This is a genomic window from Oryzihumus sp. JJN4-3R, from assembly GCF_057747915.1.
This window is the reverse complement of the sequence record NZ_CM173229.1, coordinates 1,444,538-1,466,854: the sequence shown is the minus strand read 5'-3', so window position 1 is coordinate 1,466,854 and position 22,317 is coordinate 1,444,538. Positions and strand designations below refer to the sequence as shown.

The window sequence follows — 22,317 nt, the reverse complement described above, 5'->3', positions numbered from 1 at the left end:
TATGACGGAATGGCTGCTGGTCCTCGCCGGCGTGGCGCTGACCCTCGGCACGGCGGTCTTCGTGGCGGCCGAGTTCTCCTTCGTGGCGCTCGACAAGCCCGCGGTGCAGCGGGCTGTTGACGAGGGCGACCATCGCGCCCGTCCGGTCCTGTCCTCCCTGCGCGGGCTGTCCACGCAGCTGTCGGCCGCCCAGATCGGCATCACCCTGACGACACTGGTGCTCGGCTACCTCGCCGAGCCCTCGGTGGGCCGGCTGCTGCAGGGCCCGCTGCAGGCGATGGGCCTGTCCGCGACGGCCGCCGAGCCGGTCTCCGCGGGGCTCGCACTCTTCCTCGCCACCGTGTTCTCCATGGTCGTCGGCGAGCTGGTGCCGCAGTTCCTCGGGATCTCGGCGCCGCTGGGCACCGCCAAGGTGGTCGCCGTCCCGGTGCGGATCTTCTCCGTCATCACCAAGCCGCTGATCGTGCTGCTCAACGGGTCGGCCAACCTGGTGCTCCGTGCCTTCGGGATCACCCCGCAGGAAGAGCTGTCCGGGGCGCGCACCCCGCAGGAGCTCGCCTCGCTGGTGCGCCGCTCCGCCGAGGCGGGCACCCTCGACGAGACCACCGCCCGGCTGGTGACCCGCTCGCTGGACTTCGGCGAGCAGACCGCCGCCGACGTGATGACCCCGCGGGTGCGCTGCACCGCGATCGAGCGCACCGCCTCGGCGGCCGACGTGCTGCGGCTGGCCCGGCGCACCGGCCACTCCCGCTTCCCGGTCATCGGGGAGGACTGGGACGACGTCGACGGCCTCGTGCACGTCAAGCGCGCCATCGCCGTGCCGCACGACCGCCGCGAGGACGTCCCGGTCTCCGCCCTGATGATCGAGCCGACCCTGGTGCCCGAGACCATCCGGCTGGACCCGCTGCTGCTGCTCCTGAGGGGCGCCGGCATGCAGCTGGCCGTCGTCGTCGACGAGTACGGCGGCACCTCCGGGCTGGTGACCCTCGAGGACGTCATCGAGGAGATCGTCGGCGAGGTCAGCGACGAGCACGACCGCAGCCGCACCACCGGCCGCGAGATGACCGACGGCTCCTGGACCGTGCCGGGTCTGTGGCGCCCCGACGAGGTGCGCGACCGGCTCGGGGCCGACGTGCCGGACGGGCCGGCCTACGAGACGGTCGGCGGCTTCGTCATGGCGGCGCTGGGGCGGGTGCCCGTGGCGGGGGACGAGGTGGGCGTGCCCGGCTGGACCGTCAGGGTCGAGGCGATGGACGGCCGCCGGGTGGACCGGCTGCGCTTCACCCCGCTGGTCCAGGAGCACGAGGACCACGCCGCCAGCCACCGCGAGGAGCCGCTGCCCGAGGCGACCACCCGGCATACCGACCAGCAGGTGGGGGAACGCGCATGAGCCCGGCCATCGCCCTCTGGCTCTCGTTGCTGCTGCTGCTCGGCAACGCCTTCTTCGTCGGGGCGGAGTTCGCCGTGATGGCGGCGCGGCGCTCGCAGCTCGAGCCGCTCGCCGAGCAGGGCAGCCGGCGCGCCCAGGTGAGCCTGCAGGCCCTGGAGCAGGTCGCCTCGCTGCTGGCCGCCGCCCAGCTCGGCATCACCCTGTGCTCGGTGGGCCTGGGGGCCGTGGCCGAGTCCGCGCTGCACACGCTCATCGCCCCGCTGCTGCACACCGTCCACGTGCCCGAGTCCTTCGCCGAGCCGATCGCGCTGGTGCTGGCGCTGCTGGTCGTGGCCTACCTGCACGTCGTCGTCGGCGAGATGGTGCCCAAGAACCTCGCGATCGCCGGCCCGGACAAGGCCGCGCTGGTGCTGGCGCCGCCGCTGCTGTACTTCGCCCGCGGGCTGCGGCCGGTGATCCGGGTGATGGAGGGCGTGGCCAAGGGCGCGGTGCGCCTGCTCGGGGTCGAGCCCAAGGACGAGATCGCCTCCGCGTTCACCGCCGAGGAGGTCCAGCACATCGTCGCCGAGAGCCACCGCGAGGGCCTGATCGAGGGCGAGCGGCACGGCATGGTCCGGGGCGCCATCGAGTTCAGCGACCGGGTGGCCGGCGACGTCGCGGTGCCCGTGGAGCGGCTCGTCACCCTGCCGCTCGGGGCGACGCCGGAGGACGTCGAGCGGCAGGTGGCCAAGCACGGCTTCTCCCGCTACCCGTTCACCGACGCCGGTGGCGAGCTCGCCGGCTACCTGCACCTGAAGGACGTGCTCTACGCCGACGAGGTCCAGCACGCCGAGCCGGTGCCGCTGAAGCGCGTCCGCCGGCTGGCCACCGTCAGCGCGGGCGACGAGGTCGAGGACGTGCTGGGCACCATGCAGCAGACCGGTGCGCACCTGGCGCGGGTCGTCGACTCCGACGGCGTCGTCGGAGGCGTGGTGTTCCTCGAAGACGTGCTCGAGGAGCTGGTGGGCGAGGTCAGCGACTCCAGCCAGCGCTGACCAGGGGCCGGGCAGAACCGCTCGGTCTGCGCGTCCGGCTCGTGCACAACCGCTCGGGTTGCGGGGTATCCGCGTCCACCACTCGGTTCGCGCGGAGGCGACCACACGGCATACCGGCTGGCGGTGGCCCGACACGCGGAAGGCCCCGCTGCGGGGCAGCGGGGCCTTCGGGCACTGGGTGCCCCCGGCAGGATTCGAACCTGCGCTCCCGCCTCCGGAGGGCGGTGCTCTATCCCCTGAGCTACGGGGGCGGGACGCTGTGGCCGGACGGGGTTCCCGCCGGATCGAGCGCGCCGGATGAGGTTAGCAGCCTAGGGTGGGTTTCATGGAATGGGGCGGGCCGGGGCGCACCGGAGGCAACAGGTACGGCTTTCACGACGCTGAAGGCAGCGGCCGGATCCTCGTCGTCGACGACACCGACCAGATCCGGACGCTCATCCGGGTCAACCTCGAGCTCGAGGGTTACGAGGTGATCGAGGCCCGCGACGGCGAGGAGGCCCTGGAGATCCTCGCCGACTCCTCCCAGCCGCTGCCCGACGTCATCACCGTCGACGCCCTGATGCCCCGCCGCGACGGCTGGTGGACCGTCTCGATGATCCGGGCCGACCCCCGCCTGATGGACATCCCGATCATCATGGTCACCGCCTCGGTGCAGTCCCACCACCGCGCGCAGGCCGAGCAGGCCGGCGTCGACGGCTTCATCGCCAAGCCGTTCGAGCCCGACGAGCTGCTGGCCCTGATCGGCATCCTGGCCGTCGGCGGCCGCGTCTGAGGGCTGCGCCCGGCCGCGTCGGGGGGTGCTCACCTGCCCCTTTAGGCTGGCCCGCGTGACCCCCGAAGAGCTCGCGCTGGCCATCCGCTCCGCGCTCGCTGCCGCCGTGGAGGCGGGCGAGCTGACCGTTGTCGTGCCTGACGAGGTGCGGGTGGAGCGTCCGCGCAGCCGGGAGCACGGTGACTGGGCGACGAACGTGGCGCTGCAGCTGGCCAAGGGGGCCGGTATGCCGCCGCGTGAGGTCGCGACCCGTCTGGCCTCCCGCCTGTCGGCGGTCGCGGGCGTCAAGGCGGTGGATGTCGCGGGGCCGGGGTTCCTCAACATCACCCTGGATGCGGCCTCGGCCGGTGAGCTGGCGCGGACCATCGTGGAGGCGGGGGAGGCCTACGGCCGCAACGACTCCGAGGCCGGCCACGTCATCAACCTGGAGTTCGTCTCCGGCAACCCGACCGGCCCGCTGCACATCGGGCACACCCGCTGGGCGGCGCTCGGCGATGCGCTGCGAAGGCTGCTCACCGCCTCGGGCGCGCAGGTCACGGCCGAGTACTACGTCAACGACGCCGGCGCCCAGATGGACAAGTTCGCCGGCTCGATCCTGGCCCGGGCGCGCGGCACCGAGGTGCCCGAGGGTGGCTATCCCGGGGACTACGTGCGCGAGCTCGCGGCGCAGGTGCTCGCCGAGCGCCCCGACCTGCTCGACCTGCCCGAGGCCGAGGCCCTCGACGTGGCCCGGCAGCGCGGCTACGAGGCCCAGCTGGCCGACATCAAGGCCACGCTGGAGCAGTTCGGCGTCCACTTCGACGTGTGGTTCTCGGAGAAGACGCTGCACGACGCCGGCGCCGTCGGGCAGGCCGTGGAGCGGCTGCGCGAGCAGGGCCACGTGCACGACGCCGACGGCGCGGTCTGGCTGCGCACCACCGACTTCGGCGACGACCGTGACCGGGTCATGGTCCGGGCCAACGGGGAGCCGACCTACTTCGCCGCCGACGCCGCCTACTACCTGTCCAAGAAGGATCGCGGCTTCCCCGAGAAGATCTACCTGCTCGGCGCGGACCACCACGGCTACGTGGGCCGGCTCAAGGCGATCGCCGCCTGCGCCGGCGACGACCCCGAGGCCAACATCGAGGTCCTCATCGGCCAGCTGATCAACATCGCCGGCGAGCGGATGGGCAAGCGCCGCGGCAACGCCATCTACCTCAGCGAGCTGCTCGACTGGATCGGCGCCGACGCGGTCCGCTACACCCTGGCCCGCTACCCGGCCGACTCCCCGCTCTCGCTCAACGGCGAGGACCTGCGCCGCCAGTCCAACGACAACCCCGTCTTCTACGTCCAGTACGCCCACGCCCGCACCTGCAACGTGACCCGGCTCGCCGGCGAGGACGGCGTGCGCCGCGAGGACGGCTTCGACCCCGCGCTGCTGACCCACGAGACCGAGTCGGCGCTGCTCGCGGTGCTCGGGGACTTCCCCCGGGTCGTCGCGCAGGCCGCCCAGCTACGTGAGCCGCACCGGGTCGCGCGCTACCTCGAGGACCTCGCCGGCCGCTACCACAAGTGGTACGACGAGTGCCGGGTCCGCCCGCACGCGGGCGAGGAGGTCACCGCCCTGCACCGGACCCGCCTCTGGCTCAACGAGGCGACCCGCACGGTGCTCGCCAACGGCCTCGGCCTGCTCGGTGTCTCGGCCCCCCAGCGCCTCGACCGCGCCGCCGTGGACGCCCCCGAGGCCGGCTGACCCCGCGCCCTAGACTTCGGGGGGTGACCCCCGAGGAACTTGCGCTGGCCATCCGCTCCGCGCTCGCTGCCGCCGTGGAGGCGGGCGAGCTGACCGTTGTCGTGCCTGACGAGGTGCGGGTGGAGCGTCCGCGCAGCCGGGAGCACGGTGACTGGGCGACGAACGTGGCGTTGCAGCTGGCCAAGGGGGCCGGTATGCCGCCGCGTGAGGTCGCGACCCGTCTGGCCTCCCGTCTGTCGGCGGTCGCGGGCGTCAAGGCGGTGGATGTCGCGGGGCCGGGGTTCCTCAACATCACCCTGGACGCGGCCTCGGCCGGTGAGCTGGCGCGGACCATCGTCGAGGCGGGGGAGGCCTACGGCCACAACGGGACCGAGGCCGGCAAGCGGATCAACGTCGAGTTCGTCTCGGCCAACCCGACCGGCCCGATCCACCTCGGGGGCACCCGCTGGGCCGCCGTCGGGGACTCCCTGGCGCGCATCCTCGAGGCCTCCGGCGCCGAGGTGACCCGGGAGTACTACTTCAACGACCACGGCGCGCAGATCGACCGGTTCGCCAGGTCCCTGCTCGCGGCGGCGCAGGGCCGCCCGGCGCCCGAGGACGGCTACGCCGGCGCCTACATCAACGACATCGCCGAGGCCGTGATGTCCCGGGAGCCCGGCATCCTCGACCTGCCGGACGAGCAGGCGCAGGAACGCTTCCGGGCCGTCGGCGTCGACCTGATGTTCGCCGAGATCAAGAAGTCGCTGCACGAGTTCGGCGTCGACTTCGACGTCTACTTCCACGAGAACACGCTGCACGAGTCCGGCGCCGTCGAGCGCGCCATCGCCCGGCTCACCGAGCTCGGCGCGATGTACGACAAGGACGGTGCGCGCTGGCTGCGCACCACGGACCACGGCGACGACAAGGACCGCGTCGTCATCAAGAGCGACGGCCAGCCGGCCTACATCTCCGGTGACCTGGCCTACTACCTCGACAAGCGCGAGCGCGGCTTCGACCGGGTCTTCATCATGCTCGGCGCCGACCACCACGGCTACGTCTCGCGGATGATGGCCATGTGCGCGGCCTTCGGCGACACCCCGCACGAGAACCTCGAGATCCTCATCGGCCAGATGGTCAACCTGGTCCGCGACGGCCAGCCGGTGCGGATGAGCAAGCGCGCCGGCACCGTCGTCGTCCTCGAGGACCTCGTCGAGGCGGTCGGCGTGGACGCCGCGCGCTACTCGCTGACCCGGTCCTCCACCGACTCCACGATCGACATCGACCTGGACCTGCTGGCCAAGCACACCAACGAGAACCCCGTGTTCTACGTGCAGTACGCCCACGCCCGCACCTGCCGGGTCGCGCGGCTGGCCGCCGAGGACGGCGTGCGCCGCGAGGACGCCTTCGAGCCCGCCCTGCTGACCCACGACACCGAGGCCGCCTTGCTGGCGATCCTGGGCGACTTCCCCCGCGTGGTCGCGCAGGCGGCCCAGCTGCGCGAGCCGCACCGGGTCGCCCGCTACCTCGAGGACCTCGCCGCGCGGCTGCACAAGTGGTACGACGAGTGCCGCATCCGCCCGCACGCGGACGAGGAGGTCACCGACCTGCACCGCACCCGGCTGTGGCTCAACGACGCCGCCCGCACCGTGCTGGCCAGCGGCCTGGGCCTGCTCGGCGTCTCTGCCCCGGAGCAGATCTGATGCGCGCCCACGAGGCCGGCGCGCTGCATGCCGAGGGCTACCGCGGGCCGTCGTGGCTGCGCCCGCCCGCCGACGTCAACGACCTGGTCACCCACCTGTGGGCGCGCTCGGTCCGGCGGGACGAGGACGGCGCGCTGCGGGTCGGCGGGGTCGACGTGCGTGACCTCGCCGCCGAGTTCGGCACCCCCGCCTACGTCATCGACGAGGACGACTTCCGTTCCCGCGCAAGGGAGTTCAAGCAGGCCTTCGCCGGTGCGTTCCAGGACCTGTGCGGCGGCGCCGACGTCTACTACGCCGGCAAGGCGTTCCTGTGCACCCAGGTCGCCAGGTGGGTCCTGGAGGAGGGCCTTCACCTCGACGTCTGCTCGGGTGGCGAGCTGGCCGTCGCCATCCGCGCCGGGCTGCCGGGGGAGCGGATCGGCCTGCACGGCAACAACAAGTCGGTCGCCGAGATCGAGGCGGCGCTGCGCCACGGCGTCGGCCGCATCGTGCTGGACTCCGTCGAGGAGATCGAGCGGGTGGCGGCCGCCGCCGAGCGGCTCGGCGTGGTCGCCCCGGTGCTCATCCGGGTCACCGTCGGCGTCGAGGCCCACACCCACGAGTACATCGCGACCTCCCACGAGGACCAGAAGTTCGGGTTCAGCCTGGCCGGCGGCCAGGCGGCCGACGCGGTGCGCCGCGTGCTGGCCCACCCGTCATACCTGTCGTTGAAGGGACTGCACAGCCACATCGGCAGCCAGATCTTCGACGTCAACGGCTTCGAGGTCGCCGCGCGCCGGGTCCTCGGCCTGCACCTGGCGGTCGCCCGCGAGCACGGCCTGGAGCTGCCCGAGCTCGACCTCGGCGGCGGCTTCGGCATCGCCTACACGACCCAGCACGACCCGCTGGCCCCCGAGGTGCTGGCCCAGGGGATGGCCGAGATCGTCGCGCGCGAGTGCCGCGCCGACGGCGTCACCGTGCCGCGCGTCTCGGTCGAGCCGGGGCGGGCCATCGCCGGGCCGAGCACCTTCACGCTCTACGAGGTCGGCACGGTCAAGGAGGTGCTGCTCGACGGCAACGCGCGGCGCACCTACGTCGCTGTCGACGGCGGGATGAGCGACAACATCCGCCCCGCCCTGTATGACGCGGACTACTCGTGCACGCTGGCGAACCGGCGCAGCGAGGCCCTCCCGGCGCTGGCGCGCGTCGTCGGCAAGCACTGCGAGAGCGGCGACATCATCGTCAAGGACGAGTTCCTGCCCTCCGACGTGCAGCCCGGCGACCTCGTCGCCGTGCCGGGCACCGGGGCCTACTGCCGCAGCCTGTCCAGCCAGTACAACCACGTGCCCCGGCCGCCGGTGGTCGCGGTGCGGGACGGCCGGGCCCGGGTGATCGTCCGGCGCGAGACCGTGGAGGACCTGCTCGCCCTCGACGTCGAGTAGCAGGCGGGGTCGCCCACCCCACACCCCACACGTCCGCATCGCGGAACACGGCGCGTTCACAACGTGGACACGGCAGGATGGCAAGCGGCCGTGGAGACCCGAGACGGTGAGGAGCAAGTGGTGAGCAGTCAGGCCAGTCCCGACGTCCAGCCCCTGCGCGTGGCCCTGCTGGGGTGCGGCGTGGTCGGCACGGCGGTCGCCCGCCTGCTCACGGAGCACGCCGGCGACATGGAGGCCCGGGTGGGCCGTCCGCTGCAGGTCGTCGGCGTCGCGGTGCGCCGGGCGGGCAAGGACCGCAGCGAGACCGGGCTGGACCCCTCGCTGTTCACCACCGACGCCGAGGAGCTCGTCACCCGCGCCGACATCGTCGTGGAGGTCATCGGCGGCATCGAGCCGGCGCGCAGCCTGATCCTGCGGGCGTTCGAGCACGGCGCCAGCGTCGTGACGGCCAACAAGGCGCTGCTCGCCGAGGACGGGCCGCTGCTCTACCAGGCGGCCCAGGAGCACGACGTCGACCTCTACTACGAGGCCGCCGTCGCCGGGGCGATCCCGCTGCTGCGCCCGCTGCGCGAGTCCCTGGCCGGCGACGCCGTGCACCGGGTGCTCGGCATCGTCAACGGCACCACCAACTACGTCCTGGACAAGATGGACACCACCGGCGCCGGGTTCACCGAGGCCGTCGAGCAGGCCCAGGAGCTCGGCTACGCCGAGGCCGACCCGACCGCCGACGTCGAGGGCTTCGACGCCGCGGCCAAGGCCGCGATCCTGGCCTCGCTGGCGTTCCACTCCCGGGTCAGCGGCAAGGACGTCTACCGCGAGGGCATCACCGAGGTCACCGCCGCCGACGTGCAGGCCGCGCGCGAGATGGACTGTGTCGTCAAGCTGCTGGCCATCTGCGAGCTCTCCGACGACCCGGCGGCGCCGGGCGGGCGGGGCATCTCGGTCCGGGTCCACCCGGCGATGATCCCCAGGTCCCACCCGCTGGCCGGCGTGCGCGAGGCGTTCAACGCCGTCTTCGTCGAGGCCGAGTCCGCCGGCGAGCTGATGTTCTACGGCCGCGGTGCCGGTGGCGACCCGACCGCGTCGGCGGTCCTCGGCGACGTCGTCGCCGTCGCCCGGCACCGGGTCCTCGGTGGCCGCGGGCCGGGGGAGTCCACCTACGCCGACCTGCCGATCCTGCCGATGGGCCGGGCCCGCACCCGCTACCACATCAGCCTCGACGTGGCCGACCGTCCGGGTGTCCTCGCCCAGGTGGCCACGGCGTTCGCCGGGCACGAGGTCTCGATCGAGACCGTCCGCCAGCAGCTGCTCGCCCCCGCGCCGGACGCCCCCGGGGAGGGCCGGGCCAGCCTGGTCATCGTCACCCATGCTGCGCCCGACGCCGCCCTGTCGGCGACCGTCGACGCCCTCGCCCAGCTGCCGACCGTCCGCGCGGTGACCTCCGTCATGCGCGTCGAGGGGGAGTGACCATGGCCCACCAGTGGCGCGGAGTCATCCGCGAGTACGCCGACCGGTTGCCCTCGCTGGAGGGCGCGCCGGTGGTGACCCTCGGGGAGGGCGGCACGCCGCTCATCCGCGCCGAGGTGCTCTCCGCGATGGTCGACGCCGAGGTGTGGGTCAAGTACGAGGGGCTCAACCCGACGGGGTCGTTCAAGGACCGCGGCATGACCACCGCGATCTCGGCCGCCGCCCGGGGCGGGGCGCGGGCCGTCATCTGCGCCTCGACCGGCAACACGAGCGCCTCCGCCGCGGCCTACGCGACCAAGGCCGGCATGGCCTGCGGCGTGCTCGTGCCCGAGGGCAAGATCGCCATGGGCAAGCTGAGCCAGGCGATCGCCCACGGCGCGACCCTGCTCCAGGTCGACGGCAACTTCGACGACTGCCTGACCCTGGCCCGCAAGCTCGCCGAGGCCTACCCCGTCGAGCTGGTCAACTCGGTCAACCCCGCGCGCATCGAGGGGCAGAAGACGGCCTCCTTCGAGGTGGTCGACGCCCTCGGTGACGCCCCCGACATCCACTGCCTGCCGGTCGGCAACGCCGGCAACATCACCGCCTACTGGCGCGGCTACCGCGAGTACGTCGCCGACGGCTCCCTCAGCGGCCACCCCGGCCCGGCAACGCACCTGCCGCAGATGTGGGGCTTCCAGGCCGAGGGCGCCGCGCCGATCGTGGCCGGCCACCCCATCGACCACCCCGAGACGATCGCCACCGCGATCCGGATCGGCAACCCCGCCTCGTGGCGGCAGGCGCTCGAGGCGCGGGACCAGTCCGGGGGGCGGATCGACGCGGTCAGCGACGGCCAGATCCTCGACGCCCACCGGCTGCTGTCCGCCAAGGAGGGCATCTTCGTCGAGCCCGCCTCCGCGGCCAGCGTGGCCGGGCTGCTGGCGGCGGCCCAGGACGGGCTGGTGCCCAGCGGTGCCCGCATCGTCTGCACCGTCACCGGTCACGGGCTGAAGGACCCCGCGTGGGCGCTCAAGGACGCCGACGGCGAGGCGGTCGTCCCGACCCGGGTGCCGGCCGACGCGTTCAGCGCCGCCCGGGCGCTCGGCCTCGAGGGCTGAGCATGGTCGCCCCGCTGGTCCCCGGCTCCTCAGTGCGCGTCCGGGTGCCGGCCAGCAGCGCCAACCTCGGCCCCGGCTTCGACTCGATCGGCCTGGCGCTGGGCCTCTGGGACGAGTGCACGGTCACGGTCACCGACGGCTCCGGCCTGCACGTGGAGGTCTCGGGGGAGGGCGCCGCCGGCGTCCCGCTCGACGAGAACCACCTCGTCTACCGCTCCATGGCACGGGCCTGGGCCGAGCTGGGCGTCGAGCCCCCGGCAGGGCTGGCGATGACCTGCCTCAACGCGGTCCCGCACGGGCGTGGCCTGGGCTCGTCGGCGACAGCCATCGTCACCGGCATCGCCGCGGCGCAGGGGCTGCACGACATCGCCGCCGGCGCGGACGACCTCGACCGGGACCTGGACCGCGCGTTCACCAACGACCTGGCCAGCGCGATCGAGGGGCACCCCGACAACGCCTCGGCCAGCGTCTTCGGCGGGATGACCCTGTCCTGGGCCGAGGAGTCCCGGCCGAGGCACACCTCCACCGTCCAGCTGCCGGTCAGCGCCGAGGTCGTGCCGGTGGTGCTCGTGCCGCAGGCGCAGCTCGCGACCAGCACCGCGCGGGCGGTGCTGCCCGACCACGTCCCGCATGCCGACGCGGCGCTGAACTCCGCACGCGCCGCCCTGCTGGTCGAGGCGGTCACCCGCCGCCCCGAGCTGCTGCTGCCCGCGACCCGCGAGTGGCTGCACCAGGAGCAGCGCCGGGACGCCCTGCCGGGGTCCATGGACCTCGTCGACCGGCTGCGGGCACAGGGGCATGCCGCCGTCATCTCCGGAGCCGGGCCGAGCGTGCTGGTCCTGGCCACCCGGGCGTCCGCGGACGCGGTCGCGGCGATGGTGCCGTCGGACGGGTGGCGGGCGCTGGTGCCCGGCATCCCCGCGACGGGTGTGAGCGTCTCCGCCCTGCGGCGCTGAACCCGCAGGGCCGAGCCGCCCGGCACCGCCGGGCGTGCAGCACCACTGGTCTGTATGCCGCGGCGGCGCGGCACCGTCGCGAGGTCCGGGCCGGAGGTGGGCACCCGGCATACCCCTTGGGGGTGCTGACCTGCGGGAACACCTGGGGCTGCGACACGTTCCAGACATCGCACGCCTGCGTGCGGCGGTGGTGTTACCCTGAGGACGCACCCCGGCGACGAACGCCGATCACCCCCTTGGTCGAGCCACTCGCCTCCGTGCACCAACCACCATGTGAGCGCAACGCTCTCTGTTGCGACCGGCTGTGCGCACGCGCCAGCCCGCATGGCCCTCCATCGTTCAGGTTCTGACCTGACGCAAACCCCGGTTCCGCACTCTGGCGGACCGAATACGAGGGGGAAGGATCCTTCGTGACAGACACCACCGATCTCGTCGCCACGCCTGAGGGCGGCGCCGAGACCACCGCGCGTCGCTCCGGCGGGCTGAGCACCATGCGCCTGGCCGAGCTGCAGGGGCTCGCGACGAGCCTGGGCATCACCGGCACCGCCAAGATGCGCAAGGGCGACCTGGTGACCGCGATCCGTGCCCGCCAGTCCGGCGGTTCCGCCGCCCCGGCCGCCACGGAGGCGCCCGCCGACGGCCAGGGCCCGGCCCGCACCTCGCGTCGCGCGGCCCGACCGGCCGGCAGCGCCGAGGCGCCCGCCGCCCAGCAGGGGGATGCGGCCCCGGCCGCCGACCGCGCCCAGCAGTCCCGGGGCGAGCGCCCCGAGCAGGGGGAGCGCCACGAGTCCCAGGACCGCGGCACCGAGTCCCGTGCCGACCGCAACGACACCCGCGGTGACCGCAACGACACCCGCGGTGACCGGGGCGACACCCGGGACAACCGCGACCGCAGCGCCCAGGAGCGCAGCGACCGCTCCTCCGACAACCGCGGCGAGCGCGGCAGCGACAGCCGCACCGAGCGCGGCGACCGCAACGACAACCGCGGTGACCGGGGCGAGCGCACCTCCGACCGCGGCGGGAACGACAACCGCGGTGGCAACGACAACCGCGGTGGCAACGACAGCCGCACCGAGCGCGGCGACCGCGCCGGCAACACGCGCAGCGACCGCACCAACGAGCGCAGCGACCGCACTGACCGCGGCGGCAACGACAACCGCGACAACCGGGGCGACAACCGCACCACCGAGCGCACCAACGACCGCGCCGGCGAGGACAACCGCCGTGGCGGCAACGACTTCGACGACGACGAGCGCGGCGGCCGTCGCCGCGGACGCCAGCGCTACCGCGACCGCAAGCGTCGCGGCGGCCGCGAGAACGACTTCCAGGACGGCCCCGAGACCGTGACCGAGGACGATGTCCTCGTGCCCGTCGCCGGCATCCTCGACGTCCTCGACAACTACGCGTTCGTCCGGACCAGCGGCTACCTGCCCGGCCCGAACGACGTCTACGTCCCGCTGGGCATGGTCAAGAAGAACGGCCTGCGCAAGGGCGATGCCGTCACCGGTGCCGTGAAGGCCCTGCGCGAGGGCGAGCAGCCCGGCAACTCGCGCCAGAAGTTCAACGCCCTGGTGCGCCTGGACACCGTCAACGGGATGACCCCCGAGCAGTCCCGCGCGCGGGTCGAGTTCGGCAAGCTCACCCCGCTCTACCCGCAGGAGCGCCTGCGGCTGGAGACCGAGCCGGGCGTGCTGACCACGCGGCTCATCGACCTCGTGGCGCCGATCGGCAAGGGCCAGCGCGGCCTGATCGTCAGCCCGCCCAAGGCCGGCAAGACGATGGTGCTGCAGGCGATCGCCAACGCCATCACGACCAACAACCCCGAGGCGCACCTCATGATCGTCCTGGTGGACGAGCGCCCCGAGGAGGTCACCGACATGCAGCGCACGGTCAAGGGTGAGGTCATCGCCTCCACCTTCGACCGTCCCGCCGAGGACCACACCACGGTCGCCGAGCTGGCGATCGAGCGCGCCAAGCGCCTGGTCGAGATGGGCCACGACGTCGTGGTGCTGCTGGACTCGATCACCCGCCTGGGCCGCGCCTACAACCTCGCCGCGCCGGCGAGCGGCCGGATCCTCTCCGGTGGTGTCGACTCCAGCGCGCTGTACCCGCCGAAGCGGTTCTTCGGCGCCGCGCGCAACATCGAGAACGGTGGCTCGCTCACCATCCTGGCGACGGCTCTCGTCGAGACCGGCTCCAAGATGGACGAGGTCATCTTCGAGGAGTTCAAGGGCACCGGGAACATGGAGCTGCGCCTGTCGCGCCAGCTGGCCGACCGCCGCATCTTCCCGGCCGTCGACGTGAACCCCTCGGGCACCCGGCGTGAGGAGATCCTCATGTCCGCCGAGGAGCTCAAGATCGTGTGGAAGCTGCGTCGCGTGCTGTCCGCCCTGGACTCCCAGCAGGGCATCGAGCTGCTCATCGACCGGCTCAAGAAGACGCGCAGCAACGTCGAGTTCCTGATGCAGGTGCAGAAGACGTCCTCGATCCAGGGCGACGACGAGCACTGACGCGTCCGCGTCCCCAGAAACACCCAAATCGGAGCCTGATCGGGAGATTTCCCGGTCAGGCTCCGATACTTTTGTGGCGGCAGTCGGGCACAGGCAGGGGAGCGGTGAGTGGACATGTCGGCTGACGTGCGTGTTCTGGTGGCCGACGACGACCGGGACATCAGGGAGCTCGTCGTCTTCAAGCTCACCCAGGCCGGCTACGACGTCCATGCCGTGGCCGACGGGGCCGCTGCCCTGGCCGCCATCCAGGACAACCCGCCGGACCTCGCCGTCCTCGACGTGATGATGCCCGGCCTGTCGGGCATCGACGTGCTGCGCAAGGTCCGGCAGGACCCGGTGACGGCCCCGACGGCCGTCATCCTGCTGACGGCCAAGTCGCGCGACAGCGACGTCGACACCGGCTTCGCGACCGGCGCGGACGACTACATCATCAAGCCGTTCAGCCCCCGCGAGCTGCTGCACCGGGTCAACGTCGTCCTGGCTCGGGTCAAGGCGTGATCGACGCCCACCTGCTCCTGGTCAGCACCATCGTGGTGGCCCTGACGGCGGTGGGCCTGGCTGTGCTGGTGGTCCTCGCCAAACTCCTGCGCAGCCGTCGGGAACGCGCCACCGAGGCGTTGCTGGCCCCGCACCGGATGTCGATGCTCATCCTGGGCTCCGGGGAGGACGACGACGGTGCCGCGCTGGCCCACCTGCTCTCGGTCGAGGGCCGCACGTGGGAGCGCCTCGGCCCTGCCGTCGCCGCCATGCTCTCCAAGGTCCGCGGCGCCCCTGCCGACGACCTCGTGCTGGTGCTCCGGGAGCACGGCGACGTCGCCCGTGCCCTGTCCGAGCTGACCTCCCGCTCGGTGGTCACCCGCGCCCGGGCGGCATACCTGCTCGGCCTGGTCCGGGACCGCGAGCACGTCCCCGAGCTCGTCCGGCTGCTGGCCGACCCGTCCCCGGAGGTGCGCCTGGTGGCGGTCCGGGCGCTGGGGGCGATCGGCGACCCGGACGCCGCCGCGGACGTCCTGCGGGCCCTACACAGCGTGCGCGGTCACGTCGGCGTCCCGGCCTACCTCGCGGCAGAGGCCCTGCTGTCCATGGGCACCGGCGCGGCGGAGGCGCTGCTCGACGGGCTGGGCAGCGACGACGCCACCGTGCGCAACGCTGCCGCCCTGGTGTGTGGGCGGGCGACGGTGACCTCCTCGGCCCCCCGTCTGCGTGAGCTGCTGGACCACGACCCCGATCCCGAGGTGCGCACGACGGCCGCCGTCTCCCTCGGGCTGCTCGGCGGCGGCGACGACGTGGCGGCGCTCGCGCGGCACACGGAGGCCACGGGGTCGGCGACGCTGCGGCGCACCTGTGCGGCCTCCCTCGGCGAGCTCGGGCACCCCCGCGGCGCCGACGCCCTCGCAGCCCTGCTCGGCGACCCCGACCGCCGCCTCGCCGAGGTCGCGGCGGAGGCCCTGGTGCGGCTGGGCGCGCCCGGATCCCGCCTGCTGGGGCAGGTGGCCGAGGACGACGACCCCGACGCGGCACGGGCAGCACGGGCGGCCCTCGTCCTGGAGCGGCTGCGCCTCGGCCACGGGGCGGTGGCCTGAGCATGGACGCCCTCCTGGAGTCGACCCGGGGCGTGGTGACGTGGCTGCTCCACGCGTTCGAGGTGCCGGTCCTGGTCTACTTCCTGGTCATCAACACCTCCTACCTGGTCCTGATCCTCCTGGCCGCGTGGGGCTTCGTGCGTCACCTGCGACGCCTCGAGCACTCCGGCCGGGAGCAGACGGTCTCCAGCCTGCTCGCGCCCGGGGTCTCCCTGATCGTCCCCGCCCACAACGAGGAGGCGGGGATCGTCCCCTCGGTGCAGGCGATGATGGCCCTGCGCTACCCCCGCCACGAGATCGTCGTGATCGACGACGGCAGCAAGGACGCCACGTTCGAGCGGCTGCGTGACGCCTTCGACCTCGTGGCGGTCGACCGCGAGCTGCCCCTGGACGTGCCGGTCAAGGCGCGGATCATCGACGTGTGGGTGCCCCGCGACGGGCGCACCCGGATGGTGCTGGTCCGCAAGGAGAACTCCGGGAAGACCGACGCGGTCAACGTCGGCATCAACGCCGCCTCCGAGCCCCTGGTCGCGGTGGTCGACGCCGACTCGATCCTCGACCCCGACGCGCTGCTCACCGTCGCCAAGCCCTTCGCCGACGACCCGATCCGCACGGTGGCGACCGGTGGCGTGATCCGCGCGGCCAACGGCTGCACGGTGGTCGCCGGTCGCATCGTCGAGATCCGCACGCCGAGGCAGTGGCTGCCGCGGATCCAGATCGTGGAGTACCTCCGGGCCTTCCTCCTCGGCCGGACCGGGTGGTCCCGGATGGGGGCCCTCATCCTCATCAGCGGCGCGTTCGGGCTCTTCCGTCGCGACGTGCTCGTCGAGGTCGGCGGGCTCGACACCGAGAGCATCGGCGAGGACTTCGAGCTGGTGATGCGGATCCACCGACACATGCGCCGCCAGAAGCGTGACTACCACGTGGAGTTCGTCTCCGAACCGGTCTCCTGGACCGAGGTGCCGTCCACGCTGCGCGTCCTGCGCTCGCAACGCCGGCGCTGGCACCGGGGCCTGTGGGAGGTGCTGTGGAAGTACCGCGGCATGCTGCTCAACCCCCGCTACGGCCGCATCGGACTGGTCGCGCTGCCGTGGTTCTGGTTGTTCGAGCTGCTCGCCCCGGCGCTGGAGCTGGCGGGGATCATCCTGGTCCCGCTGGGCCTGGCCCTCGGCGTGGTCAACGTCCGGTTCGCGCTGCTGTTCGTCCTGGTCGCCTACGGCTACGCCATCGTCGTGACACTGGCTGCCATGGCGGTCGAGGAGCTCTCCTTCCACAAGTACCCACGCTGGCGTGACCTCGGCACCACCCTCATCGCCTCGGTCGCGGAGAACGTCGGCTACCGCCAGCTGACGGCCTGGTGGCGGGTCGAGGGGTGGTGGGCCGGCCTGCGGGGCGGCACCCACCAGTGGGGCACGATGACCCGCAGCGGCTTCGGCGACGCGGGAGCCGGGGCCCAGGCAGGCACCCCTGCGGGCGCCGGCGCGACCGAGCGGGACCGGAGCAGCGTATGAGGAGCGCGGGATGAGGAGCCGCCGCCCCGTCGCGCAGCGGCTCCGGCTGCTGGTCGGGGCGTTGTGCGCGCTGATGCTGGTCATCGCGGCCGTGGCCTTCGTCGGCCTCAACGTCGAGGACGGCTACGTGGACCGGCTGACCCGGGCGATCAGCCCCGCGCTCACGGCCAACGCCGAGGCGCTGCAAGCCATGACCGACGCCGAGAGCGGGCTGCGCGGCTACGCCTCGAGCCGCGACCTGCAGTTCCTCGAGCCGTACTGGGGGGCGCACGAGCAGGCAACGAGTGCGCTCACCACCGTACGGACCTCGCTGGAGGCCGACCGGATGACCGGCTCGGACGAGCAGGCGCTGCTGCCCCTGGTGGACCAGCAGCAGCAGGCGCTCGATGCGTGGTGGTCCTACGCCGAGGCCTCGAGGCGGGCGGTCCAGGGGGGCGGCACGTTCGACCTGGCACGGGGCAAGGCCCTCTTCGACGCGTTCCGCATGCCCAACAGCCTCCTCGGTGACCAGGTCTCCAGCGAGTCCGAGGCCCTGCGGCACAGCGCGCGCGCCCAGCTCACCCAGAACCTCGTCCTGCTCTCCCTGATCACCGCGCTGACCCTGGGCGGCGGCCTGCTGCTGGGTGGCCGGATCTCGCGCGCCGTCACCCGCCCGCTCGTCAACCTGCGCACGGTCGTGCGACGCCAGCGGGCCGGCGACCACGACGCGCGGGCGCGGGAGGACGAGGGTGCCCTGGAGGTCAGGGAGCTGGCCGCCGACTTCAACGCCCTCATCACCCAGAACATCTCGCTCTCGCTCGCCCAGGCCGAGGCGCTGCTGATGAACGAGCTCACCCAGAGCATCGCCCGGCTGGTGCGCGCCGCGCCGCAGGCCGAGGAGGCCATCGAGGCCACCTGCCGGGCGCTCGGCGAGGGCCTGGCCGTGGACCGGGTCCTGTTCCACGCCATCGACGGCGACGCCGACGGCGACGGCCCCGGCCAGGCGGGGGCCGGCTCGCAGTGGCACCGGCCGGGCCTGGCGCCCCTGCCGGAGCTGTCCGCGGAGCTGCTCGGCCACGAGGTCGCCCTCGCCCAGGAGCTGTGGGCCTCGGCCTCGGCCCATGCGGTCCGGGACCTCCGCTCCGCCGACGACCAGGTGGGGGAGCGGGCCCGGCTCCTCGCCCGGGAGATCTCCGCCCGCGCGGCCGTCACGGCCCCCGTCGGACTCGGGGAGCGGGTGCTGGGCGTGATCATGCTCGTCATGGTCGACGGCCCGCGCGCGTGGAAGGCACCGGAGGTCAACGCCGTCCAGCAGTCGGCCACCTACGTCGCCCGATCCATCGTCGCGGGGGAGTACGACGCCCACCAGGCCGAGCACGTCGACCGGCTCGAGCGCCTCGACCGCCAGAAGACCGACTTCATGGCCACGGTCAGCCACGAGCTGCGCACCCCGCTCACCTCGATCGCCGGCTACCTCGAGCTGCTGCGCGAGGGGGACGTGGGCGAGCTGACCCAGCCGCAGGACTCCATGCTCGGCATCATCGAACGCAACACGGTGCGGCTGCGGGGGCTCATCGAGGACCTGCTGGTCCTCAACCGGATCGAGTCCTCGGGGCTGCGCGCCGTCGTCCGCCCGGTCCCGGTCGCCGAGCTCACCCGGCACGTGGTCGAGTCGCTCCTGCCGGTGGCCGACGCCTCCGGGGTCGCCCTCGAGCTCGACGAGGTCCCCGAGCACGCAGTCGTCGCGGCCGACAGCTCCCAGCTCGAGCGCGCGCTGGTCAACGTCGTCTCCAACGCCGTGAAGTTCACCCCGTCCGGTGGCCGGGTCGACCTCGACGTCGAGCTGGTGGAGCGGCAGGAGCCCGAGCCCAGCCTGGTCCGCATCCGGTGCCGCGACACCGGCATCGGCATCCCCGCCGAGGACCTCGAGCGGCTCTTCGTGCGCTTCTTCCGGGCCAGCAACGCCACCGAGAAGGCCATCCCCGGCACCGGCCTCGGGCTGGCCATCGTCAAGACGATCGTCGAGGGCCACGAGGGCACGCTGAGCCTGCACTCGGTCGAGGGGGAGGGCACCGAGGTGGTCATCGACCTGCCCCTGTCGGCGCTGCCGGAGCGCCAGGGTGCGCACTGAGGGCAGGAATGCCAGCGCCCCCGGGCGCGTTTTCGACATACGTGCCTGATCTGGCACACTGATGTGTTGGCTGCCGGTTCACGCCTGCCCACCAGGGCAGCGACCCGGCGCGCCCCCGAACTCGAGGAGCACACGTTGAAGAAGGACCTTCACCCCACCTACGTCGAGACCACGGTGACCTGCACCTGCGGCGCGACGTTCCAGACCCGCAGCACCGCGACCAGCGGCCAGATCCACGCCGACGTCTGCTCGCAGTGCCACCCCTTCTACACCGGCAAGCAGAAGCTGCTCGACACCGGTGGTCGCGTGGCCCGCTTCGAGGCCCGCTACGGCAAGAAGGCCGCCAAGTAGCTCTCCCGCACGCCGGCCCCCGACCTCATCGAGGTCCGGGGGCCGGCGTTGCTGTTTCCTCCCCCCGCCCAGCCCGTCAGGAAGAGCCCCGAGATGCTCGAGTCCGCCGCGTCGATCGTTCAGGAGCACGCTGACCTCGAGCGCCAGCTCGCCGACCCCTCGGTCCACGCCGACCAGGACCTGGTCCGCAAGCTCAACAAGCGGTATGCCGCGCTGGCGCCGACCGTCGCGGCCTACCACGCGTGGCACGCGGCCCAGGACGACCTCGCCGCTGCGCGCGAGCTCGGCGAGGAGGACGAGTCCTTCCGGGCCGAGGTCCCTGTCCTGGAGGAGTCGCTGCGCGCGGCGGAGGACAAGCTGCGCCGCCTGCTGGTTCCGCGGGACCCCGACGACGACCGCGACGTCATCCTCGAGGTCAAGGCCGGCGAGGGCGGCGAGGAGTCCGCGCTGTTCGCCGGCGACCTGGTCCGGATGTACCTGCGCTACGCCGAGCGTCGCGGCTGGAGGACCGAGGTCATCGACGCCACCGAGTCCGACCTCGGCGGCTACAAGGACATCCGCATCGCGGTGAAGGCCAAGGGGACCCCTGAGCCGGGCGACGCCCCGTGGGCCCGGCTGAAGTACGAGGGCGGCGTCCACCGGGTGCAGCGGGTGCCGGTGACCGAGTCGCAGGGCCGCATCCACACCTCGGCCGCCGGGGTGCTGGTGATGCCCGAGGCCGACGAGGTCGAGGTCACCATCGACGCCAACGACCTCAAGATCGACGTCTACCGCTCCTCCGGGCCCGGCGGCCAGAGCGTCAACACGACCGACTCGGCGGTGCGGATCACCCACCTGCCCACCGGCGTGGTCGTCTCCTGCCAGAACGAGAAGTCCCAGCTCCAGAACAAGGAGTCGGCGATGCGCGTGCTGCGGGCGCGGCTGCACCAGATCGCCCAGGAGGCCGCCGACGAGGCCGCCTCGGCCGCTCGCCGGTCGCAGATCCGCACGGTGGACCGTTCCGAGCGCATCCGCACCTACAACTTCCCGGAGAACCGCATCTCCGACCACCGCACCGGCTACAAGGCCTACAACCTCGACACCGTCCTCGACGGCGAGCTCGACCTGGTCGTGCAGTCGGCCGTCGACACCGACGAGGCGGCCCGGATGGCGGCCGTCGCCGAGGGCACGGCCACGGCGTGAGCAGCGACCAGTGAGCACCGACCTGCGGGCCGCGGTCCGCGCCGCGTCGCGCCGGCTGGCCGAGGCAGGGGTGGGCAGCGCCGACGTCGACGCGGTCGCCCTCGCCGCCCACGCCCTGCGGTCCACCCCGGCGGAGGTGCAGCGGCTCATGGTGCTCGGGGCCCCGGCGCCGGAGGGCCTGGACGACCTCGTCGAGGAGCGGGCCCGCCGGGTGCCCCTGCAGCACCTGACCGGCCGGGCGGGCTTCCGCCGGCTGGAGCTGTCGGTCGGCCCGGGGGTCTTCGTGCCCCGGCCGGAGACCGAGATGGTCGCCGGTCTGGCGATCAGCGCCTGTGCCGGCCAGGTCGCGCCCGTGGTGGTCGACCTGTGCACCGGCTCCGGCGCGATCGCCCTGAGCCTGAAGGACGAGGTGCCGGGCGCGCAGGTCCATGCGGTCGAGCTGTCCGAGCTCGCCGTCGCCTGGGCCACCCGCAACCGCGACGACCTGGGCCTGGACGTCGACCTGCGGCAGGGTGATGCGACCGCCGCCTTCCCCGAGCTCGAGGCGGGCGTCGACGTGGTGGTGAGCAACCCGCCATACATCCCGGTCGGTGCCGTGCCGCTGGACCCGGAGGTGCGCGACCACGACCCCGAGCTGGCGCTCTACGGCGGCAGTGCCGACGGGCTGGCCATCCCGCTGGCGGTCGCCGCGCGCGCGGCCGAGCTGCTGCGCGACGGGGGAGTGCTGGTCATGGAGCACGCCGACGTGCAGGGCGAGAGCCTGCCGGCGGCGCTGCGCGCCACCGGTGCCTGGCAGGAGGTGCGCGACGAGGTCGACCTGACCGGGCGACCCCGCGCGACCGTCGCGGTGCGCGCCCCTAGGCTCGCCCCATGAGCCCCGTCTACGACTGCACCACGCAGGAGGGCCTGACCACCGGGGTGGCCGAGGCCGCCGAGGCCGTCCGCCGCGGCGAGGTCGTCGTCCTGCCCACCGACACCGTCTACGGCGTCGGCGCCGACGCGTTCTCCCCGGACGCGGTCGCCGCCGTCCTGGCCGCCAAGGGCCGGGGCCGCGAGATGCCCCCGCCGGTGCTGGTGCCCAACCCCAGGACCGTCGACGGCCTCGCGACCCAGGTCCCGGCCTACGCCCGCGACCTGATCCAGGAGTTCTGGCCCGGCCCGCTGACGCTCGTGCTGCTCGCGCAGTCCTCGCTCATGTGGGACCTGGGCGACACCAACGGCACCGTGGCGCTGCGGATGCCCGAGGACGACGTGGCGCTGGCGCTGCTCGACGCGGTCGGCCCCATGGCCGTGACCAGCGCCAACCTCACCGGCCAGCCGGCCGCGACGTCGGTCACCGAGGCGGCAGCCCAGCTCGGCGCGGCGGTCAGCGTCTACCTCGACGCCGGGCCGACGACCAGCAACACGCCCTCGACCATCGTCGACTGCACGGGTGACCAGCCGGCGGTGCTGCGCGAGGGCGCGATCAGCGCCGAGCGGCTGCGCGAGGTGCTGGGCGAGACCGAGCTGCGCGCCTAGCCTG

General features: G+C 73.2%; 18 protein-coding genes and 1 tRNA gene. 18 read left to right on the top strand and 1 reads right to left on the bottom strand.

Translation table 11 applies throughout. From position 1 onward, the window contains the following. The first annotated feature begins 1 nt into the window (after position 1). Together AC3ANM_RS06635 and AC3ANM_RS06630 are read left to right on the top strand one after the other, a co-directional pair. Positions 2 to 1,390 carry a hemolysin family protein gene (locus AC3ANM_RS06635; RefSeq protein WP_488287351.1) on the top strand — a complete coding sequence of 463 codons (1,389 nt, stop codon included), beginning with the start codon at positions 2 to 4 and terminating at the stop codon, positions 1,388 to 1,390. After that, entirely contained in the window at positions 1,387 to 2,424 is a 1,038-nt protein-coding gene (locus tag AC3ANM_RS06630) for a hemolysin family protein (protein WP_488287350.1), read from the top strand. Before AC3ANM_RS06635 ends, AC3ANM_RS06630 begins: the two co-directional genes overlap by 4 nt. A gap of 179 nt (positions 2,425 to 2,603) precedes the next feature. Here the strand turns inward: AC3ANM_RS06630 and AC3ANM_RS06625 are convergent. Further along, positions 2,604 to 2,675 (bottom strand) — tRNA-Arg (locus AC3ANM_RS06625). 74 nt (positions 2,676 to 2,749) lie between these two features. Here AC3ANM_RS06625 and AC3ANM_RS06620 point away from each other — a divergent pair. From AC3ANM_RS06620 to AC3ANM_RS06545, 16 genes are all read left to right on the top strand, one after another. Beyond that, a complete protein-coding gene (locus tag AC3ANM_RS06620) occupies positions 2,750 to 3,196 on the top strand; it encodes a response regulator (protein WP_488287349.1) in 447 nt (148 codons plus the stop codon). 55 nt (positions 3,197 to 3,251) lie between these two features. Next, positions 3,252 to 4,928: an arginine--tRNA ligase gene (argS, locus tag AC3ANM_RS06615; protein WP_488287348.1), complete on the top strand. Its 1,677-nt coding sequence runs from the start codon at positions 3,252 to 3,254 to the stop codon at positions 4,926 to 4,928. A gap of 23 nt (positions 4,929 to 4,951) precedes the next feature. Further along, positions 4,952 to 6,607, top strand: a complete 1,656-nt coding sequence (argS, locus tag AC3ANM_RS06610) for an arginine--tRNA ligase (RefSeq protein WP_488287347.1) — start codon at positions 4,952 to 4,954, stop codon at positions 6,605 to 6,607. Further along, positions 6,607 to 8,028, top strand: a complete 1,422-nt coding sequence (gene lysA / locus AC3ANM_RS06605) for a diaminopimelate decarboxylase (RefSeq protein ID WP_488287346.1) — start codon at positions 6,607 to 6,609, stop codon at positions 8,026 to 8,028. Before argS (AC3ANM_RS06610) ends, lysA begins: the two co-directional genes overlap by 1 nt. Before the next feature lie 120 nt (positions 8,029 to 8,148). Next, positions 8,149 to 9,495 (top strand): homoserine dehydrogenase, encoded by a 1,347-nt coding sequence (locus AC3ANM_RS06600; RefSeq protein ID WP_488287345.1) that lies wholly within the window; start codon positions 8,149 to 8,151, stop codon positions 9,493 to 9,495. A 2-nt stretch (positions 9,496 to 9,497) separates the two neighbouring features. Further along, positions 9,498 to 10,592 carry a threonine synthase gene (gene thrC, locus AC3ANM_RS06595; protein ID WP_488287344.1) on the top strand — a complete coding sequence of 365 codons (1,095 nt, stop codon included), beginning with the start codon at positions 9,498 to 9,500 and terminating at the stop codon, positions 10,590 to 10,592. Positions 10,593 to 10,594: 2 nt separating this feature from the next. Next, a complete protein-coding gene (gene thrB, locus AC3ANM_RS06590; protein WP_488287343.1) occupies positions 10,595 to 11,548 on the top strand; it encodes a homoserine kinase in 954 nt (317 codons plus the stop codon). Between the two features lie 410 nt (positions 11,549 to 11,958). Then, positions 11,959 to 14,058, top strand: a complete 2,100-nt coding sequence (gene rho / locus AC3ANM_RS06585) for a transcription termination factor Rho (protein WP_488287342.1) — start codon at positions 11,959 to 11,961, stop codon at positions 14,056 to 14,058. A gap of 114 nt (positions 14,059 to 14,172) precedes the next feature. Further along, entirely contained in the window at positions 14,173 to 14,556 is a 384-nt protein-coding gene (locus tag AC3ANM_RS06580; protein WP_488287341.1) for a response regulator transcription factor, read from the top strand. Further along, entirely contained in the window at positions 14,553 to 15,641 is a 1,089-nt protein-coding gene (locus AC3ANM_RS06575; RefSeq protein WP_488287340.1) for a HEAT repeat domain-containing protein, read from the top strand. Before AC3ANM_RS06580 ends, AC3ANM_RS06575 begins: the two co-directional genes overlap by 4 nt. A 2-nt stretch (positions 15,642 to 15,643) precedes the next feature. Further along, a complete protein-coding gene (locus AC3ANM_RS06570) occupies positions 15,644 to 17,152 on the top strand; it encodes a glycosyltransferase family 2 protein (RefSeq protein ID WP_488287339.1) in 1,509 nt (502 codons plus the stop codon). A 10-nt stretch (positions 17,153 to 17,162) separates the two neighbouring features. Continuing rightward, on the top strand, positions 17,163 to 19,262 hold the full coding sequence (locus AC3ANM_RS06565; RefSeq protein WP_488287338.1) for an ATP-binding protein: 2,100 nt from the start codon (positions 17,163 to 17,165) through the stop codon (positions 19,260 to 19,262). Between the two features lie 135 nt (positions 19,263 to 19,397). Continuing rightward, a complete protein-coding gene (gene rpmE / locus AC3ANM_RS06560; RefSeq protein WP_488287921.1) occupies positions 19,398 to 19,613 on the top strand; it encodes a 50S ribosomal protein L31 in 216 nt (71 codons plus the stop codon). Between the two features lie 93 nt (positions 19,614 to 19,706). Continuing rightward, positions 19,707 to 20,795: a peptide chain release factor 1 gene (gene prfA / locus AC3ANM_RS06555; protein ID WP_488287337.1), complete on the top strand. Its 1,089-nt coding sequence runs from the start codon at positions 19,707 to 19,709 to the stop codon at positions 20,793 to 20,795. 10 nt (positions 20,796 to 20,805) lie between these two features. After that, positions 20,806 to 21,669, top strand: coding sequence for a peptide chain release factor N(5)-glutamine methyltransferase (gene prmC, locus AC3ANM_RS06550; protein WP_488287336.1), 864 nt, complete (start codon positions 20,806 to 20,808; stop codon positions 21,667 to 21,669). After that, complete coding sequence (locus AC3ANM_RS06545) at positions 21,666 to 22,313, top strand: L-threonylcarbamoyladenylate synthase (RefSeq protein ID WP_488287335.1); 648 nt, start codon at positions 21,666 to 21,668, stop codon at positions 22,311 to 22,313. The genes prmC and AC3ANM_RS06545 overlap by 4 nt, the downstream gene beginning before the upstream one ends. The last annotated feature ends 4 nt before the right edge of the window (positions 22,314 to 22,317 follow it).